Genomic DNA, 16,269 nt, shown 5'->3' with positions numbered 1-16,269 from the left:
GCGCGGCGAACCAAGGCCGGCAAGCTGGCTTGCCATTGCACGGCGAATTTGGCTCTATGGGCCGGCTACCTGCCCCGGAGATAACAGCGATGGTTCCCTTCTTCATCCAGATCAAGTGCAAGCTCTGCCAGTCCTATGCCGTCGCCAATGCGCTGGCGGAGGCCGAGATCGCCTCCGAGATCTACTCCACCGCGGGCGATTACGATCTCCTGGTGAAGTTCTACGTCGACAAGGACACCGACATCGGCCATTTCGTCAACGAGAAGGTCCAGGTCATCCCGGGTATCCAGGACACCCACACCATCATCACCTTCAAGGCGTTCGGGACCACCTAGCTCTTATTCCCGGTCGGCTTCGGCGGTGGCGTGGGTCCCTCGACGGGTGGCAGCGATTTGAGATAGTCCGCCATTGCCGCGCGGTCGTCGTCGGACAATTGCGAGGTGTTCTTGATCACGCGCGCCATCAATCCGCTGGCGCTGTCGCCCTCCGGCAGTTCGCCGGTCTTCAGGAAATAAGCGAAGTCCTTCGCGCTCCAGTCTCCGAGTTTCTTTTGCGTGATGTTGGGCACCCAGCCCTCGCCCTCCGGATTCGGTCCGCCGCCAAAACGCTGCGCGCGGATGATGCCGCCCAGGAAATTGCGCGGGCTGTGGCACTCCGCGCAATGGCCGAAACTGTTCACGAGATAGGCCCCGCGATTCCATTGCGCGGAGCGCGCCGGATCCGGCGTAAAGGGCTTGTCATCCATGAACAGGAATTTCCACACACCGATGTTGCGGCGGATGTTGAAGGGGAACGGCACGTCGTGATCGCGCACCTTGCCGGCGACCGGCGGCAGCGTCTTGATGAACGCGAAGAGGTCGCGGACGTCCTCGATCTTCGCATGCCGGTAGGACGTATAGGGAAAGGCAGGGAAAAAATGGGCGCCCTCCGGCGAGGTGCCCTTCATGACCGCTGTGACGAAATCGGCCTCGCTCCATCGGCCGATCCCGTCATTGGGATCGGGCGAGATGTTCGGCGCATAGAAGGTGCCGAATGGCGATGGAATCGCGAGCCCGCCACCGAGCCGGGTGCGATCGGGCTGGTTGGGTACGGCGTGGCAGGACGAACATCCGCCCGCGTTGAAGATGGTCGAGCCATTGCCAATGTCAGGCTCATAGGCCGGCAATACGCTGGCCGCGAACGTCGCAGGTACGGTCAGCCACCAGTAGACGCCGACGGCGACAATGCCGGCGAGGATGGCCGCGGGGTAAATTCGTCGCAACATAATCCGACCTGTCATTGGAGCGTCTTCGAGCAAAGCATGCCCTCGGACTTGATCCGAGGGTGAGCACCGGTTCGTGTGAACGCGTCAAAAACAAAAATCTGGCGCTTCGGTTCAATCAGAACCGAATATGCTCCAGTTCGTCGACCGAACGGCTAATATGGCGAGAGTTTCGGCCATGCGCTTGCTCGAAATTTTCCGCGCTCGCGGGCGATTTTGGGAATAAAGCAGAAAGGCCATTGTTTTGAGGTCGACACTCAGGCCGACGCCAACAGGGAGAAAAACCATGCCGAACAAGACCATGCTTGCCACGCTCGCGCTCGGAGCCGCCGTCGTGTTTGCCGGTCCTGCTCTCGCCGACAAGTACAAGGTGCCGTTGGACGGCAAATCGGAAGTGCCGCCGAACAGCAGCACCGGAACCGGCACCGCCGATATCGACTACGATCCCGCGACCAAGAAGCTGAGCTGGAAGGTGACCTATTCCGGCCTCACCGGTCCCGCCACCGCAGCGCATTTCCATGGTCCCGCCGAAGCCGGCAAGAACGGCGGCGTCGCGGTCCCGATCCCGAATATCGCCTCGAGCCCCGCCGAAGGCAGCGCCACGCTGACGGACGCGCAGGCCGCCGATTTCCTCGCCGGCAAGTACTACGTGAACGTCCACACCGCGGCCAATCCAGGCGGCGAAATCCGCGGCCAGGTCGTGAAATAGGCGAGCCACTAACGCTCATCCTTGAAGGCGGATGCTCCAGCATCCGCCTTTTTCATTTCGTGCCTATAGTGAAGCAAACCAGTACTGGCCGCGACGAAGCTGCGCTCCCTCTCCCGCTTGCGGGAGAGGGTCGGGGTGAGGGTGTCTCCGCATTGGGACTCCCCGAGTGAGAGAGCCCTCACCCGCTGCGCTGAAGCGCAGCGACCTCTCCCGCGCGCGGGAGAGGTGAAGCGCCGCGTCACTTCAATTTGACGCGATAGGTGTCGTGGCACGCGCCGCAGCGATCGTTGATCGTGGTGTAGGCCACCTTCAACTGATCGAGATTCTTGACCTTGCCCTTGAAGTCACCGATCGCCTTCGTGACCGGCGGGATCTTGGAATCGAAATCGGCCTTGTTCTGCCAGATCTTGGGCGACGACGTGTAATGGGCATCCTTCACGTCTTCCTTGGGGTTGGTGGCAAAGACGGTCGCGATCTTGGCAACGTTCGTTTCGAGATCGGCGAGCGCCGTATCGACCGCCTTCTGGTCGTAGGGGATATCGCCCTTCACCATTTTCCCGATCACCGTGTACATGCTCTTGGCCTGCGCCCGCATCAGGTTGTCCTGCTGAACGGCGATCTCCTGCTGAGCCATGACAGCGCTTGCACCGAGCAGCACGCCACCTGCCACCAAAACCATCCGCTTCATCGGCGAATTCTCCTTTTCGTGAAGCTTGCCGGACGCCGCCGCGCGCATTTTGCGCTCGCGGCCTCGCGCTGGATCATGATCCAGCGCCTCCTTTGAGCATGATCTTTCCGGAAAACCGGTTAGCCAGTTTTCCGGATCATGCTTTAGAACCCGTGCGCGGGCGTTTATTCCCGCGCTACGATGTCGTCATCAGAGATTATGGCGTCGCTGCGCCTCGCGGATCGCGATCCAGACCCGCTCGGGGGTAGCGGGCATATCGATGTGGTCGATCTTGTATTCGCGCCACAGGCCCTCGACGATCGCGTTGACAATCGCCGGACATGAGCCGATCGCGCCCGCTTCGCCCGCGCCCTTGACGCCAAGCGGATTGGTCGCACAGGGCACGTTGTGGGTCTCGAACACGAAGGACGGACCGTCGGAGGCGCGCGGCACCGCATAGTCCATGAAGGTGCCCGTGACGAGTTGGCCGTCGGTTGCGCTATAGACCGCCTGCTCCATCAGCGCCTGCCCGATGCCCTGCATCGCGCCGCCGTGAACCTGGCCCGCGAGCAGCAGCGGGTTCAGTGTCACGCCGAAGTCATCGACAATGACATAGTTCACGATCTTGATGATGCCGGTCGCAGGATCGATCTCGACTTCGGCGAGATGCGTGCCGTTCGGATAGGTGCCGTCGGCACTGGCGAAGGTCGCGCTGGCGTTCAGCTTCGACGGATCGACGCCGGGGCGCTTGGCGAGATCGGCAAAGCTGATCGAGCGATCGGTGCCGGCGATGCGGATCACGCCGTCCGATATCTCGAGGTCGCCGGCGCTTGCTTCCAGCGCCTGCGCCGCGATCTCCTTCAATTTGTCGCCGAGCGCGGCGGTGGCGCGCTGCACGCTGACGGCGCCCGACGGGATCGAGGCCGAGCCGCCGGTGCCAAGACCCGTTGCGATCTTGTCGGTGTCGCCCTGCAGGATATGGACGCGCTCGGGCGGCACGCCGAACTGTTCAGCAACGATCTGTGCATAAGCAGTCTGGTGGCCCTGCCCGCTCGATTGCGTCCCGATCAGGATCGAGACGTCCCCATTGGGGTCGAGCGCGACATTCGCAGTCTCCTCGCCCATGGTGCCGCAGATCTCCACATAGGTCGCAAGCCCGATGCCGCGCACCAGGCCATCCTTCTTCGCCGCCTTGGCGCGCTTGGGAAATTCTTTCCACTCGGCGATCTCCATGGCGCGCTTCATATGCGCGGCGAAATCGCCGGAGTCATAGACCTTCCCGGTCGCGGTCTTGTAGGGCAGCGCCTTCGGCGGGATGAAGTTCTTGCGGCGGATCGCATCTGGCGTCATGTCGAGTTTTCGCGCGGCGGCATCGACCAGACGTTCGACAACGTAAGCCGCCTCCGGCCGCCCGGCGCCGCGATAGGCATCGACCGGCACGGTGTTGGTGAACACGGTGCGGACGCGGCAATGGAAGGCCTGGATGTCATAGAGGCCCGGCAGCATGCCGGCGCCGCCATGCGGAATATAGGGGCCGAAGGTCGAGAGATAGCCGCCCATATCGCCCATCAGATCGACGTCCATGCCCAGGAACTTGCCGTCCTCGGCGAGCGCCATCTTCGCGGTCGTGACGTTGTCGCGCCCCTGCGAGTCGCCCATGAAGTGGTCGGCACGGTCAGCCGTCCATTTGACCGTCTTCTTCAACTGCCGCGCAGCGACCGCGACCAGAGCATATTCGCGGTAGGGAAACAGCTTGGTGCCGAAGCCGCCGCCGACATCGGGGCAGATCACCCGCATGTTCTCGACCGGGATCTTCAGGATGTTCTGGCAGAGGATATCGCGCAGGCGATGGCTGCCCTGGCTGCCGATCGTCAGCGTCAGATGGTCCTTCTTGGCGTCATATTCGGCGACCGCCGCACGCGTCTCCATGAAGTTGGTGACGATGCGCGGATTGACGATCGAGATTTCCGCGACCGCATGCGCCTTGGCAAAAGCTTCTTCAGTCGCCTTCTTGTCGCCGATCGAGACGTCGAACAGCACGTTGCCCGGCTTGTCGGGCCACACCTGCGGCGCGCCGGGCTTCACGGCATTGACGACGCCGATCACGGCCGGCAGCGGCGTCCACTGCACGTCGATCGCCTCGATCGCGTCGCGCGCCTGGTCGATCGTCTCGGCGACGACGAAGGCAACGGCGTCGCCGACATGGCGGACTTCGTCCTTGGCCAGGATCGGATAGGGCGGACCGGTGAACGGGTCGGTCTCCAGATTGAACAGGCATGGCAGGTCGCCGAGATCGGCGACCTCGGCCGCAGTCAGGATCAGGCTGACGCCCGGCAGGCCGCGCGCCTTGGTGACATCGATGGTGAATTTCGCATGCGCATGCGGCGAGCGCAGCACCAGCGAATGCAGCGCCGGCTGCGGCGCAACGTCGTCGGTGTAGCGGCCCTTGCCGCGAATGAGGGCATCGTCTTCCTTGCGGCGTACGCTCTGGCCGACGCCGAATTTGATGGGGGCTGCCATCGTCACTCCAATTGTTGTTGTCCACGCCATCTTGGCGTGTTTCCCGCCATATTGGCGCGGTTGGGAAAGAAGCGCAAACCGCGAATTGCGGAGCTTGGAAGCACCGCAACAAAAAGCTGATTTGACTTGAAAACTATCCGCGCCGCAGGGCGAAGAGCCATCCGCGCCCGAACAGCACCAGGATGGAAAATCCATAGACGAAGGCGCCGACTGCAATCAGGAGCGCTAGGATGGTTTCATCACGCAGCACATGCATCTGCGCGAAATAGACGGCTGCGAATCGCTCGGTCCACCAAAGTGCCCCCGCAAGCACGAGGCCGGAGACGGCGAATTTCGCAAAGGTCAACATCATCAGGCGATCGAGCTCGAGATAACCGGCGCGCACCGCAAAGCCGAACACCAAGAGCAGGTTGATCCAGGCGCCTACGGCGGTGGCAAGTGCAAGTCCGATCTGGGCGAGCGGGGCCATCAGGCCGATCTTCAGCAGCAGATTGGCCGCCAGCCCGGTCAGCGACGCCTTCACGGGCGTTGCCGTATCCTTGCGTGCATAGAACGTCGCAACCGCGCTGCGGATCATCACGAACGGGATCAGGCCGATCGAATAGGCCGCCAGGGTCGCGGCGGCCGCCGCGGCGTCGGCCTTGGTAAAGGCGCCGCGCGCAAACGCCGCGCGCACGATGATGTCAGGCACGGTGAGGAAGGCCGCGACAAAGGGCACGGTGGCAAGCAGGGTGAAATCAAACGCGCGGCGCTGCGCAGCCGCAGCCCCCACCACATCCTGTGCGGTGATCCGCCGCGACATTTCCGGCAGCAGCACCGTGCCGACGGCAATCCCGATCACGCCGATCGGCAGCTGATAGAGCCGCTCGGCGTAATAGAGCGCCGACAGCGCGCCGGCCGCCAGGAAGGTCGCGATGATGGTGTCGGCGAACACGGCGACCTGCGTGCCCATCGAGCCCAGCGTCGCCGGTCCGATCGCGCGGAAAAAGGCGCGGACGTCCTCATCCAGCCGCGGCATGGCAAAGCGCGGCAGCGTGCCGTGCCTCGCCAGATCGCCCGCAAGCAGGAAATATTGCAGGAAACCGGAGATCAGGACGCCCCAGGCCGCAGCGTGACCTGCACTCGGGAAGAAGGCCGCCAGCGCCAGCGTTGCCATCATCGACAGATTGAGGAGGATGGACGCCCCGGCCGCGCTGGCAAAGCGCTGCATCACGTTGAGCATGCCGCCATAGAGCGTCACCATGGTGATCAGCAGCAGATACGGAAAGGTGATCCGCGTCAGCTCGATCGCAAGCTGGCGCTGCTCGGCGTCATCGGTGAAGCCGGGCGCCAGGACGCGCAATGCCTGCGGCATGAAGGCCCAGGCCAGCGCCAGCAGGATGAGCTGAGACAAGAACAGCAGCGTAAAGATGCGGTCGGCGAACAGGCGCGCGGACGTATCGCCGCCCTTGCCGTGGACATGGGCGTAAGCCGGGACGAACGCGGTGTTGAACGCGCCTTCGGCGAAGATCGCACGAAAATTGTTCGGCAGGCGCCAGGCGACCAGGAAGGCGTCGGCAATAGGTCCCGCGCCGAGGATCGCTGCGAGCATGATGTCGCGCGCGAGCCCCGTCAGCCGCGAAAGCAGGGTGTAGCCGCCGACCGTGAAGATGCGTCCAAGCATGCGCCGGTTCTAGCCCAAGCACCGGCGCCGCAAAACGGCGAAATCAGGACGAAAGCGCGCCGCGCACAGCCTCGATGATTCGCCCCTGCGTCGCCTCGTCGAGATAGGCGTGAATCGGCAGGCTGATGACGTCGTTCGAAAGCCGTTCGCTGACCGGCAGGCCGCCCTCCGCCACCGGGAAGTCGCGGTAGGCGGTCTGCTGATGCATCGATTTCGTATAGTAGATCGCGGTCGGAACGCCCTGCGCCTTCAGCGCCGCGGCAAAGCCGTCACGGTCGGTGCCCTCGGGCAGGCGGATGGTATAGCACGCCCAGATCGAGCTGCAGCCGGCGGCAAGACGCGGCACGGTCACGACGTTGCCGAGCCCGCGCGCATAGCGCTCCGCGACCTCATTGCGCGCCGCGATCTCTTCTTCGAAAATCTTGAGCTTCTCGAGCAGTACCGCCGCCTGCATGGTGTCGAGCCGCCCGGTCATGCCCAGGCGCACGTTGTCGTATTTGTCGGAGCCCTGGCCGTGCACGCGGATGCTGCGCAGCGTCTGTGCAAGCTCGTCGTCGTCGGTGAAGATTGCACCACCGTCGCCGAAGCAACCGAGCGGCTTTGCCGGGAAGAAGCTGGTCGCCGTCGCCAGGCCAAAAGTGCCGATCCGCCGCCCCTTGTAGGTAGCGCCAAAGCCCTGCGCGGCGTCATCGAGCACGAACAGACCTTCGGCCTTGGCGACCGCAGCGATCGCGTCGTGATCGGCGCTCTGCCCGAACAGGTCGACTGGAATGACGCCGACTGGCTTGAGGCCGCGGGCCTTGGCGGTCGCGATGCCGCGCTTCAGCGAGGCGGCATCCATGTTGAACGTCGTCTCATCGACGTCCACAAAAACCGGCGTAGCGCCGGTCAGCGCCACCGATTCGCCGGTGGCGCAGAACGTGAAGGACGGGCACAGCACCGCATCGCCCGGGCCGACCTTCTTGGCCATCAGCACCATCAGAAGCGCATCGGTGCCGCTGGCGCAGGCCACCACATGTTTTGCGCCCGAGAACTTTGCAAGTTCCGCCTCCAGCGCCGACACTTCCGGCCCATTGATGAACTGGCAATGGGAGAGCACGCGGGAGACCGCTTCATCGACGGAGGTGCCGAGCCGGCGGCGCTGCGCGGCAAGGTCGATGAAGGGAATGGGTTCGGGGCGCAGATGCTGGTTCATGGGACCTTGCGGGAGGCGTGAGGGAAGCTGTCAGCCGGCGACGCGGCGCGGCGCCTTGCGGGCGACGGTCGCGGCGGGCGTGGCCGGCGTTTCCAGACATTTGATTGCGATCTCGAGGCTCGCGACGCCCTCGTTGCCTGATACCGCCGGCTCGTTCCCGCCCCTCACCGCGTCGAGAAACGCAATCAATTCGGCGCGCAACGGTTCGTCGTGGCCGACAGGCAAATGCCGCATCGAATAGCTGCCGTCGGGCTTGAAGCCGAAACACTCCGTGACCTGACGGGTCAGGAGATCGCCCATCACATATTTGCCGCGCGTCGCGACCGTGACGCTGCGCGCCTTGAACGGCGTCAGCCAGTTGGTGTTGATATGCGCAAGCACGCCCGAGGCGGTACGGAATTGCAACAGCGCGATGTCCTCACGCTCGGCCACGGCGCTCGACAGCTGCGGCTGCACGTCGACGATTTCAGACTCGGTGAACCAGCGGATCAGATCGATGTCGTGCACGGCCAGATCGATGACGACGCCGACATTGGACATGCGCGGCGGAAACGGACCGACACGGGTAATGCCGATCGAGAGGATGTCTTCGCCCGATATCGCCTGCTTGATCGCGACCACCGCCGGGTTGAAGCGCTCGACGTGTCCGACCATCAGCGTCACGCCAGCCTGCCGCGCGGTGTTGACGATGTCGTTGCCCTCCTCGACCGTGGAGGCGACGGGCTTCTCGACCAGGATATGGACGTTCTGCGCGATACAGGTGAGCGCGATCTCGTGATGCAGATGGGTCGGCGCCGCGATCGTCACGGCATCGACGCCTTCGGCGAGCAACTCATCGAGCGTCGCAAAGGCCCGGCACCCGACCAGCGCAATGGCGCGCGCGCGATGTTCAGCCAGAGGATCGACGATCCCGACCAGCGTGACGTCGGGCAATCCCGCCAGCACGCGGGCATGGTTGCTGCCCATCACCCCCGCGCCGATAACCCCGACGCGCAAGGCACGCCCGATCCCGGCTTTTGCGGCCAACCCCGACCCTTTGGAACTCATGTGGTTACCCCAACAGACTTTTGGTGGCGCCCATCGGTTGCGCGTTCTTCCCCGGACCAGCCTGATTCCACCGAATCAGGCCGCAGCCCTATCCCCTTGTCCTGACGTGCTTTCTTTCCCCGAAGCATCGTCACGCACACGCTATAGCATGCTGTCACAAATGTGGCGAATGCCAACGCGCAAATCCGGACACGTTTTGATTCAAAAGATTACACCGTCTCGCCGGCGATCGGGGACGAAATCGATGCACAGCGCAATCATCAGGTGCGCTGATAGTCGTCCTCGATGCGGATGATGTCGTCCTCGCCGAGATAGCTGCCGGTCTGCACCTCGATCAATTCCAGCAGGATCTTGCCGGGGTTCTCCAGCCGGTGCACCGCGCCGATCGGGATGTAGATCGACTCGTTCTCGTGCACGGTCTTCACCGTTTCGTTGACGGTGACGCGCGCAGCACCACGGACCACGATCCAGTGTTCGGAACGGTGATGGTGCTTCTGCAGCGACAGCCGCTCGCCCGGCTTGACGATGATGCGCTTGACCTGGTGGCGTTCGCCATTGTCGACCGACTGGTACGAGCCCCAGGGCCGATGCACCTTGATGTGGTTCTCGGTGACCTCGGGCGCCACCGTCTTCAGTTTCGCCACCAGGCGCTTCAGGCCGTTGGCGTCCTTCTGCCGCGACACCAGGATGGCGTCCTGCGTCGCCACCACCACGAGGTCGTCGACGCCCTCGAGCGCGACCAGCGCGCGGTCGGTCACGACGTTGCAGTTGCGCGAATCTTCGAACACAGCAGCACCGCGCGCGGCATTGCCCTGCCCGTCTTTATCAGACAATTCCCACACCGCGTGCCAGGAGCCGACATCCGACCAGCCGCAGGACACCGGCACCACGGCCGCGTGCGCGGTCTTCTCCATCACCGCGTAATCGATCGAGATCGCCTTCGCCGCTCCGAACGCATCCGCATCGAGCTTGACGAAGCCGAGATCGCGTTCGGTCTTCGTTACCGCCTCGGTCACCGCCTGCACGCTCGCGGTATCGAAATTGCGGTACTCATCAAGCAGCACGGCGGCGCGGAACATGAAGTTGCCGCTGTTCCAGAGATAGCCCGACGTGATGTAGTCGGCCGCGGTTGCGGCGTCGGGCTTCTCGACGAATTTTGCGACCGCGCGCACCTGTCCCGAAATGGTATCGCCGGGGCTGATATAGCCGTATTCGGTGGCCGGGCGCTCGGGATTGACGCCGAAGGTGACGATGCGGCCTGCTTTCGCGGCAGCCAACCCCTCGCGACAGGCGGCGACGAAGGCCTCGGTGTCGCCGACCACGTGATCGGCGGCGAGCGCCAGCACGGTCGCGTCCCTGTCGCGCGCTTGTGCAAAGGCGGCGCCGGCCGCGATCGCCGGCCCCGAGTCGCGCCGCGCCGGCTCCAGCAGCACGTCCGCCTCGCGCCCGATGCCGGCCAGTTGCTCCAGCACCATGAAACGATAGGCGTTGTTGGTGATCACGATCGGCCGCTCGAACAGCGCCGGATCCGACACCCTCAGCAGCGTCTCCTGGAAGGTGGAGCGGGTCCCGAACAACGGCAGGAACTGCTTCGGATGGACCTCGCGCGACGCCGGCCACAGCCTCGTGCCCGCCCCGCCGCACATGATCAGTGGAATAATTCGGTCCATCCTAACCTCGAATTCTGTAATGATCGGGCTGCCCGACAATAGTTAACGTCCTCATCGTCCCTCCGGAACCGATGTCCCTATCCCCTTCACATTGTCGACATCGGCGAAATGCCCGGGGTCACGGACGCGACCAGCAGTAGATGACAGCCCTTGGCGGGCGGGTTTTCCACCCGCAAGCGCTACCACACCGGTTAGTCCCTTCAGATGAGTTTTTGTGGGCAGCGTAAACCTTTATGAGCATGCAAGCCAAATATCCGGGCAACCCGGCAGTCCCCGTTCAGGCCCTCTTTAACCGCCGGTTGGAGGCTGCCGCAAGAGCGATCGAACGGCTATTGCAAGATCGGTCCTAAACCCATACCAAGGCCACCAAATTCGGCGCACGGCGCCGATTTGCGCCGTTTTTGACGTCTTTCTCGAACCTGGCAAGCGCTGACGAGATGCGCCGGATACTGCTTTCGACCATCAAGATATTGATCTCGGCTGCGTTGCTTTACCTCTCGCTCCGCAAGGTCAACCTGTATGATCTCGCTGCGCGCATCCGCGTCGAAAGCCTGGGCTGGATCGCTCTCGCGATCGCGGTGACCTTTCTGCAGATCTTCCTCGGCGTATTGCGATGGCGCGAGATCAGCGCCGAATGCGGCGCGCCGCTCGAAACCCGGCAGGCGATGCGCTTCAACGTGATCGGGACCTTCTTCAATCAGACCTTGCCATCGTCGATCGGCGGCGATGCGGTGCGGCTGTGGCTGGTCGCGCGCGCGGGCGCCGGCTGGCGCGCGGCGACCTATTCGATCTTCGTCGACCGCGCCATCGGCCTGATCGCGCTCGCCGTGCTCATCGTTGCGAGCCTGCCGTGGAGCTATCGGTTGATCAACGATCCGCAGGGACGGTCGGCGCTGCTCCTGATCGATTTCGCGGCGCTTGCGGCCGGCGGCGGCTTTCTCCTGCTCGGCGCATTGAACTGGCCGTGGCTGAAGCGCTGGTGGGGAACGCATCACATCCACGCCTGCGCCGTCATCGCAAACAAGGTGCTGTTCAGTTGGGATCGCGGGCCGAAGGTCGCGGTGCTCTCCCTGCTCGTTCACGTCCTGGCCGTCGTTATCGTCTGGTGCGTGGCGCAGTCCATTTCCGCACCGCTGCTGTTCAGCCAGATCTTTCAACTGGTGCCGCCGGTGATGTTGATCACCATGCTGCCGATTTCGATTGCCGGCTGGGGCGTGCGCGAGGCGAGCATGGGTCTCGCCTTCGGCTACGCCGGGCTGGCGGCCAACGAGGGCGTCAACGTTTCGCTGCTGTTCGGCGCCGTGTCCTTCATCGTCGGCGCGTTTGGCGGACTGGTGTGGATTCTTAGCGCGGAAAAGAAAGCACAAGGGGACAAGCCGATCGATGTCCCCGCACAATCGCTCTCGCCAATCGAATGACCGACGCTGATATCGCGCTTTCGGTCGTCGCCGCGGCGCTTGCTGCGTTATTGTCGGCGCTCCTCGTTTGGCTGCTGCGGCCGATGCTGTTGCGCGTGGCGCTCGCCAAGCCGAATGCGCGCTCATCCCATCGAATCCCGACGCCGCAGGGCGCGGGGATCGCCGTGATCGTGGCGACGCTGGTCGCGGCAGGCACGCTCGTCGCATTGAGCGGCAACGGCACGCTGCAAGTCCCCCTTGCGGTCTTCGCTGCGACGTTGTTCATCGCCGCTGTCGGCTTTGCCGATGACATCAAGCCCGTGCCCGTGCTGCCGCGCCTGTTGCTGCAGGGACTGGCGGTGGCTGTGGTCGTGTTCGCCGCGCCCGCCGATCTTAGGATCGTACCGACCGTCCCGTTCTGGATCGAGCGCGGCTTGCTGCTGTTCGCGGGGCTATGGTTCGTGAACCTCGTCAACTTCATGGACGGGCTCGACCTGATGACGGCGGCCGAAGCGGTGCCGATCACGGCGGCAGTCGCACTGCTTGGCTTTTGGGCGCAGGTTCCGCCTTCGACAGCGCTGGTGGCGGCGGCGCTCTGCGGTGCGCTGCTCGGCTTCTCTCCCTTCAATCGCCCTGTGGCAAAGATCTTCCTCGGCGACGTCGGCAGCCTGCCAATCGGGCTTCTGCTCGGCTGGTGCCTGCTCCAGCTCGCCTATCACCAGCAGGTCGCCGCGGCGTTGCTGCTGCCGCTCTATTACCTGGCTGATGCCACGATCACGCTGCTGCGCCGGCTGATCAACGGAGAGCCATTCTGGGCGGCTCACCGCTCGCACTTCTACCAGCGCGCGACGGACAATGGATTTTCCGTGTCGCGCATCGTCGGCGAAGTCTTCGCGCTCAATGTCGCGCTCGCGCTGCTCGCGATGTTGTCGATCCAATTGGATTCGGCCGCGGCGAGCCTCGTTCTGCTGCTCGTTGGGGCGAGTGCGGTGGCGTGGCAGCTCTATAGATTTTCGCACAGACGTGGACGATAGAGCGTCTTCGATCGAAGCGGACACCGGTTCACGTGAAGAAAACGCGTCAATCAACGATCTTTCGAAGTCGCCAAGCGCGTTTCTTACGGATGCAACCATTTCTCTCAATGTGAAATCACGGAGTAACGCTGTCCAGCCAGCATAAAATACAGCCTACTCATCTCGTAGACGGTTTCCATGTCGCTCACGCCGACCGAAGCGTTGATGCATCAGGCGCGTGTGCGCCCCGAGAGCACGGCCTTTGTTTTTAACGAAGACGTATGGACCTACAGCCGACTGGAGGCCGAAGCCGAGTCTGTCGCACAAGGTCTCGCCGCGAACGGCGTCAAACCAGGCGACCGCGTCGCGCTTCACATGATGAATTGCCCCGAAATTCTGGTCGGCTACTACGCCTGTTACAGACTGGGCGCGATTGCGGCACCACTACGAACCGCCTTCAAATTTGCCGAGCTCGCGCCGCTACTGCAGCGATTGCAGCCTGCGCTCTATATCGGTCAAGCCGCGCTCTATCAGAATGTTGCCCCGATCGACGATGCGATCCTTCCGCGGACGAGCCGTATTCTGGTGGATGGAGACGCCAATGCGCTCGGCCTGCGGCCATGGAATGACCTGAAACAGGCAGCGCATGTGCATTTCCCGAAGCCCCCTTCCGACGAGCCTGCTGTACTGATCAATACATCCGGCACCACCAGTGGCTATCCCAAATTCGTCGCACATACGCCGGGCACGCTGGCGGCAGCGACGGATCTCATTTGCAAGCATGGTAGCTTACTGCCGGAGGATGTCGTCATATTGTCGATGATCATGACGCATGCCAGCGGCGTCTTTCGCTCACTGGCTCTTGTCCGACTCGGCACCCCCTTCATCATGCTGGAGAGCTTTGATGCCGATGTCGTGCTCGACAATGTCGAACGCTATCGCGGCACCTGTCTGCTCGGCTTTCCTGCCCAATACGCGGCGCTGATCGAGGCCCAGCTCGCCAGGCCGCGAGACCTGTCTTCGCTGCGGTTCTGCACCACTGGTGCGGACGCCTGTCCAATCGAGATTCAGGAAAAGGCCGCATCGGTTCTTGGAGCGCCTCTCTACAACCTTTGGAATGCGACGGAAGCGGTCGGAACCTTCACGTTCGGACTGGCATCAGGACCCGTTGTCCGGATCGTCGAGGGGGCGGAGATTCGGCTGGTCGACAATCATGGGGCGGATGTCCTCCACGGCGAGATTGGTGAGCTCCTGATCCGCGGTCCTAACGTCTTCACGAGGTATTGGGACGATCCGATCGCAACCGCGCAAAGCCTCAAGGACGGTTGGTATCACAGTGGCGACTTGATGCGGCGCGGCGAAGGCAATGAGCTTTGGTTCGTGTCGCGAAAAAAGAACATCATCATCCGCGGCGGAACCAACATTTCGCCGATCGAAATTGAGGAAGCCCTGATTGCCTGTCATCCCGCGGTCGTAGCAGCGGTTGTAGTCGGCAAGCCCGATACGGTGCTGGGTCAGCGCATATTTGGCTTCGTGAAACTGGTGGCCGGCACGAGCGAAACCGTCGTTGCGGAGATCCTGCAAAACGTCGCGACGCGGCTTGCGCCCTACAAGGTTCCGGACGCCTTAAGGGTACTCGAAACATTTCCACGCAACGCCCTGAGCAAGGTCGACCGCACAAGGTTGCAGGCGATGGCTTTCGAAGACAATAGCGGCCAATCAGCAAGTTAATCTATGGGAGAACCGCAGCCGCTCGTTGCCGGGAGATCCCGATTCCTTTACCGATTGCCGTCGCTTTCATCGCGGCAAAGCTTCCAGTTGCACTGATGGTTTTTGTTTTTGGCCGCGGACCAGTCGCGCTGAACCTATGAGGAAGGCGGCGGCGCAGGCAACAAGGACGGCATGCGCGTGCGCCAAAGAATCGACGCGGAGCGCCAACGCAATGAGCGGCGGCGTGACTCCGCCGAATACAGCATAGGGGACATTGTATGAGAGCGCGACACCGGTATATCGCACGGCGGGAGGGAAGCTTTCCACGAGCATCGGCGGGATGCCTGCGAGAACGCCGGCGGACGTGCCGGCCAGCGCATAAAGCGGGAACAGCCTTTCGGGATGTCCCGGCAGCAACGCAAAGAACAGATAGACCGAGGCTGCCAAAACGGGTGTGCACACGACCAGAAAAAGGCTGGCGCCCAACATGTCGGCCAGCATGCCGCAGCAGATGCAGCTCACTGCGAGGCAGGCGGTCGCGAGGCTGACGGCTTCGTACGCCCGATCGGCATCGATGCCGTAGCTGGTTTGGATCAGCGTCGGCACCATGACAAACATGACGACGATCGTCACTGCGATGAGTGAAGCCAGCGCGGAGGAGGCAAGGACGCCGCGACCATAGCTTCGAAGCACGATCTTCAACGGCAGTTCGGCGGCAAGTTCACCCTTGTTTTGCAGGGCGCGAAAGATCGGAGTCTCCGTCAACGAGCGACGCACATAGACTGCCAGCAGCGCAATGATGCCGCCAGCCACGAATGGAAGTCGCCAGCCGAAGGCCAGGACCTCTGCCGGTTTGTACAGCCGGTTCACGATGACGCCAGCCAACGCTCCCAGTAGATTGCCGATCGCAAGCGCACTGCTCAACATGCTGCAGGCGAAGCCGATGCGAGGCGCAGCCACTTGTTCGGCCATCCATTCGGGCATCTCGGGCGCAAAGAAAAGCTGCCCCAGGACCCTTGCGAAAAGGGCGAAGACGATGAAGTCGTAATTCTCCAGAACACCGCCAAGTGCGGCAAGCAGCAATGCACGATATTTGCCTTGTTCGGATTCCACCGGCTCTGACGTATCCAGCAAGGCCATCCTCCTGTATCCAATCGAACATCGTTCTGACGTCCTACGCGATCCCCGATCGGATTGCGTGCGATGCCGGCTGTTGATCCTCGGTGACTGAAGAGCAGTACGGTCACGTCAGTTACCGCCGTATGTCGACTGACGGGAATCACGTTACGGCTGTAGTTGCGCAGCGGGCCACTCTTGATGATTTGGCTGGCCTTTTTTGAGCAACCCATGGGCGATGGCCAACAGCGAACATCATGGAGGTAGGCGGAGCGCCGCCCGTTCAATATTCGTCCGTCAG

Annotated in this window: 13 protein-coding genes; 5 read left to right on the top strand and 8 right to left on the bottom strand. The window is 62.8% G+C overall.

Features of this window, described 5'->3' with window-relative positions; genetic code table 11:
• Positions 1-89: 89 nt before the first annotated feature.
• Entirely contained in the window at positions 90-335 is a 246-nt protein-coding gene (locus tag ACZXDY_RS18260) for an Lrp/AsnC ligand binding domain-containing protein (RefSeq protein ID WP_464346450.1), read from the top strand.
• Here the strand turns inward: ACZXDY_RS18260 and ACZXDY_RS18255 are convergent.
• Positions 332-1,264, bottom strand: a complete 933-nt coding sequence (locus ACZXDY_RS18255) for a c-type cytochrome (RefSeq protein WP_464346470.1) — start codon at positions 1,262-1,264, stop codon at positions 332-334. The genes ACZXDY_RS18260 and ACZXDY_RS18255 overlap by 4 nt on opposite strands.
• A 283-nt stretch (positions 1,265-1,547) precedes the next feature.
• On the opposite strand from ACZXDY_RS18255, the gene ACZXDY_RS18250 reads away from it, so the two are divergent.
• Positions 1,548-1,970 carry a CHRD domain-containing protein gene (locus ACZXDY_RS18250; protein WP_028163616.1) on the top strand — a complete coding sequence of 141 codons (423 nt, stop codon included), beginning with the start codon at positions 1,548-1,550 and terminating at the stop codon, positions 1,968-1,970.
• A 238-nt stretch (positions 1,971-2,208) separates the two neighbouring features.
• On the opposite strand, the gene ACZXDY_RS18245 is transcribed toward ACZXDY_RS18250, so the two are convergent.
• From ACZXDY_RS18245 to ACZXDY_RS18220, 6 genes are all read right to left on the bottom strand, one after another.
• Positions 2,209-2,658, bottom strand: a complete 450-nt coding sequence (locus tag ACZXDY_RS18245; protein ID WP_456643401.1) for a c-type cytochrome — start codon at positions 2,656-2,658, stop codon at positions 2,209-2,211.
• A 189-nt stretch (positions 2,659-2,847) separates the two neighbouring features.
• A complete protein-coding gene (locus ACZXDY_RS18240) occupies positions 2,848-5,157 on the bottom strand; it encodes a xanthine dehydrogenase family protein molybdopterin-binding subunit (RefSeq protein ID WP_464346449.1) in 2,310 nt (769 codons plus the stop codon).
• Positions 5,158-5,290: 133 nt separating this feature from the next.
• Positions 5,291-6,820: a murein biosynthesis integral membrane protein MurJ gene (murJ, locus tag ACZXDY_RS18235; protein ID WP_464346448.1), complete on the bottom strand. Its 1,530-nt coding sequence runs from the start codon at positions 6,818-6,820 to the stop codon at positions 5,291-5,293.
• Positions 6,821-6,863: 43 nt separating this feature from the next.
• The gene (locus ACZXDY_RS18230; protein WP_028163621.1) at positions 6,864-8,015 is read right to left on the bottom strand and encodes a DegT/DnrJ/EryC1/StrS family aminotransferase; all 1,152 of its coding nucleotides are present in this window, start codon (positions 8,013-8,015) and stop codon (positions 6,864-6,866) included.
• A 30-nt stretch (positions 8,016-8,045) separates the two neighbouring features.
• The gene (locus ACZXDY_RS18225; RefSeq protein WP_464346447.1) at positions 8,046-9,062 is read right to left on the bottom strand and encodes a Gfo/Idh/MocA family oxidoreductase; all 1,017 of its coding nucleotides are present in this window, start codon (positions 9,060-9,062) and stop codon (positions 8,046-8,048) included.
• Positions 9,063-9,322: 260 nt separating this feature from the next.
• Complete coding sequence (locus ACZXDY_RS18220) at positions 9,323-10,732, bottom strand: mannose-1-phosphate guanylyltransferase/mannose-6-phosphate isomerase (protein ID WP_463327719.1); 1,410 nt, start codon at positions 10,730-10,732, stop codon at positions 9,323-9,325.
• A gap of 437 nt (positions 10,733-11,169) precedes the next feature.
• Between ACZXDY_RS18220 and ACZXDY_RS18215 the strand changes: the two genes are divergently transcribed.
• From ACZXDY_RS18215 to ACZXDY_RS18205, 3 genes are all read left to right on the top strand, one after another.
• Positions 11,170-12,150, top strand: coding sequence for a lysylphosphatidylglycerol synthase transmembrane domain-containing protein (locus ACZXDY_RS18215; protein ID WP_464346446.1), 981 nt, complete (start codon positions 11,170-11,172; stop codon positions 12,148-12,150).
• Entirely contained in the window at positions 12,147-13,163 is a 1,017-nt protein-coding gene (locus ACZXDY_RS18210; RefSeq protein WP_464346445.1) for an MraY family glycosyltransferase, read from the top strand. The genes ACZXDY_RS18215 and ACZXDY_RS18210 overlap by 4 nt, the downstream gene beginning before the upstream one ends.
• A gap of 177 nt (positions 13,164-13,340) precedes the next feature.
• Positions 13,341-14,873, top strand: coding sequence for a class I adenylate-forming enzyme family protein (locus tag ACZXDY_RS18205; RefSeq protein ID WP_464346444.1), 1,533 nt, complete (start codon positions 13,341-13,343; stop codon positions 14,871-14,873).
• Between the two features lie 66 nt (positions 14,874-14,939).
• Here the strand turns inward: ACZXDY_RS18205 and ACZXDY_RS18200 are convergent, their stop codons facing one another.
• Entirely contained in the window at positions 14,940-15,992 is a 1,053-nt protein-coding gene (locus ACZXDY_RS18200) for an MFS transporter (protein WP_464346443.1), read from the bottom strand.
• Positions 15,993-16,269 lie beyond the last annotated feature (277 nt).

Source organism: Bradyrhizobium sp. LeoB3 (assembly GCF_055456055.1).
This window is presented reverse-complemented; position numbering and strand designations above follow the sequence as displayed.

Bases quoted from the DNA above. Each gene is read 5' to 3' on its own strand.
- ACZXDY_RS18215 (WP_464346446.1), top strand. From the start codon at position 11,170: ATGCGCCGGATACTGCTTTCGACCATCAAGATATTGATCTCGGCTGCG.
- ACZXDY_RS18255 (WP_464346470.1), bottom strand. From the start codon at position 1,264: ATGTTGCGACGAATTTACCCCGCGGCCATCCTCGCCGGCATTGTCGCC.
- ACZXDY_RS18230 (WP_028163621.1), bottom strand. From the start codon at position 8,015: ATGAACCAGCATCTGCGCCCCGAACCCATTCCCTTCATCGACCTTGCC.
- ACZXDY_RS18205 (WP_464346444.1), top strand. From the start codon at position 13,341: ATGTCGCTCACGCCGACCGAAGCGTTGATGCATCAGGCGCGTGTGCGC.
- murJ (WP_464346448.1), bottom strand. From the start codon at position 6,820: ATGCTTGGACGCATCTTCACGGTCGGCGGCTACACCCTGCTTTCGCGG.
- ACZXDY_RS18260 (WP_464346450.1), top strand. From the start codon at position 90: ATGGTTCCCTTCTTCATCCAGATCAAGTGCAAGCTCTGCCAGTCCTAT.
- ACZXDY_RS18200 (WP_464346443.1), bottom strand. From the start codon at position 15,992: ATGGCCTTGCTGGATACGTCAGAGCCGGTGGAATCCGAACAAGGCAAA.
- ACZXDY_RS18210 (WP_464346445.1), top strand. From the start codon at position 12,147: ATGACCGACGCTGATATCGCGCTTTCGGTCGTCGCCGCGGCGCTTGCT.
- ACZXDY_RS18245 (WP_456643401.1), bottom strand. From the start codon at position 2,658: ATGAAGCGGATGGTTTTGGTGGCAGGTGGCGTGCTGCTCGGTGCAAGC.
- ACZXDY_RS18225 (WP_464346447.1), bottom strand. From the start codon at position 9,062: ATGAGTTCCAAAGGGTCGGGGTTGGCCGCAAAAGCCGGGATCGGGCGT.
- ACZXDY_RS18250 (WP_028163616.1), top strand. From the start codon at position 1,548: ATGCCGAACAAGACCATGCTTGCCACGCTCGCGCTCGGAGCCGCCGTC.
- ACZXDY_RS18240 (WP_464346449.1), bottom strand. From the start codon at position 5,157: ATGGCAGCCCCCATCAAATTCGGCGTCGGCCAGAGCGTACGCCGCAAG.
- ACZXDY_RS18220 (WP_463327719.1), bottom strand. From the start codon at position 10,732: ATGGACCGAATTATTCCACTGATCATGTGCGGCGGGGCGGGCACGAGG.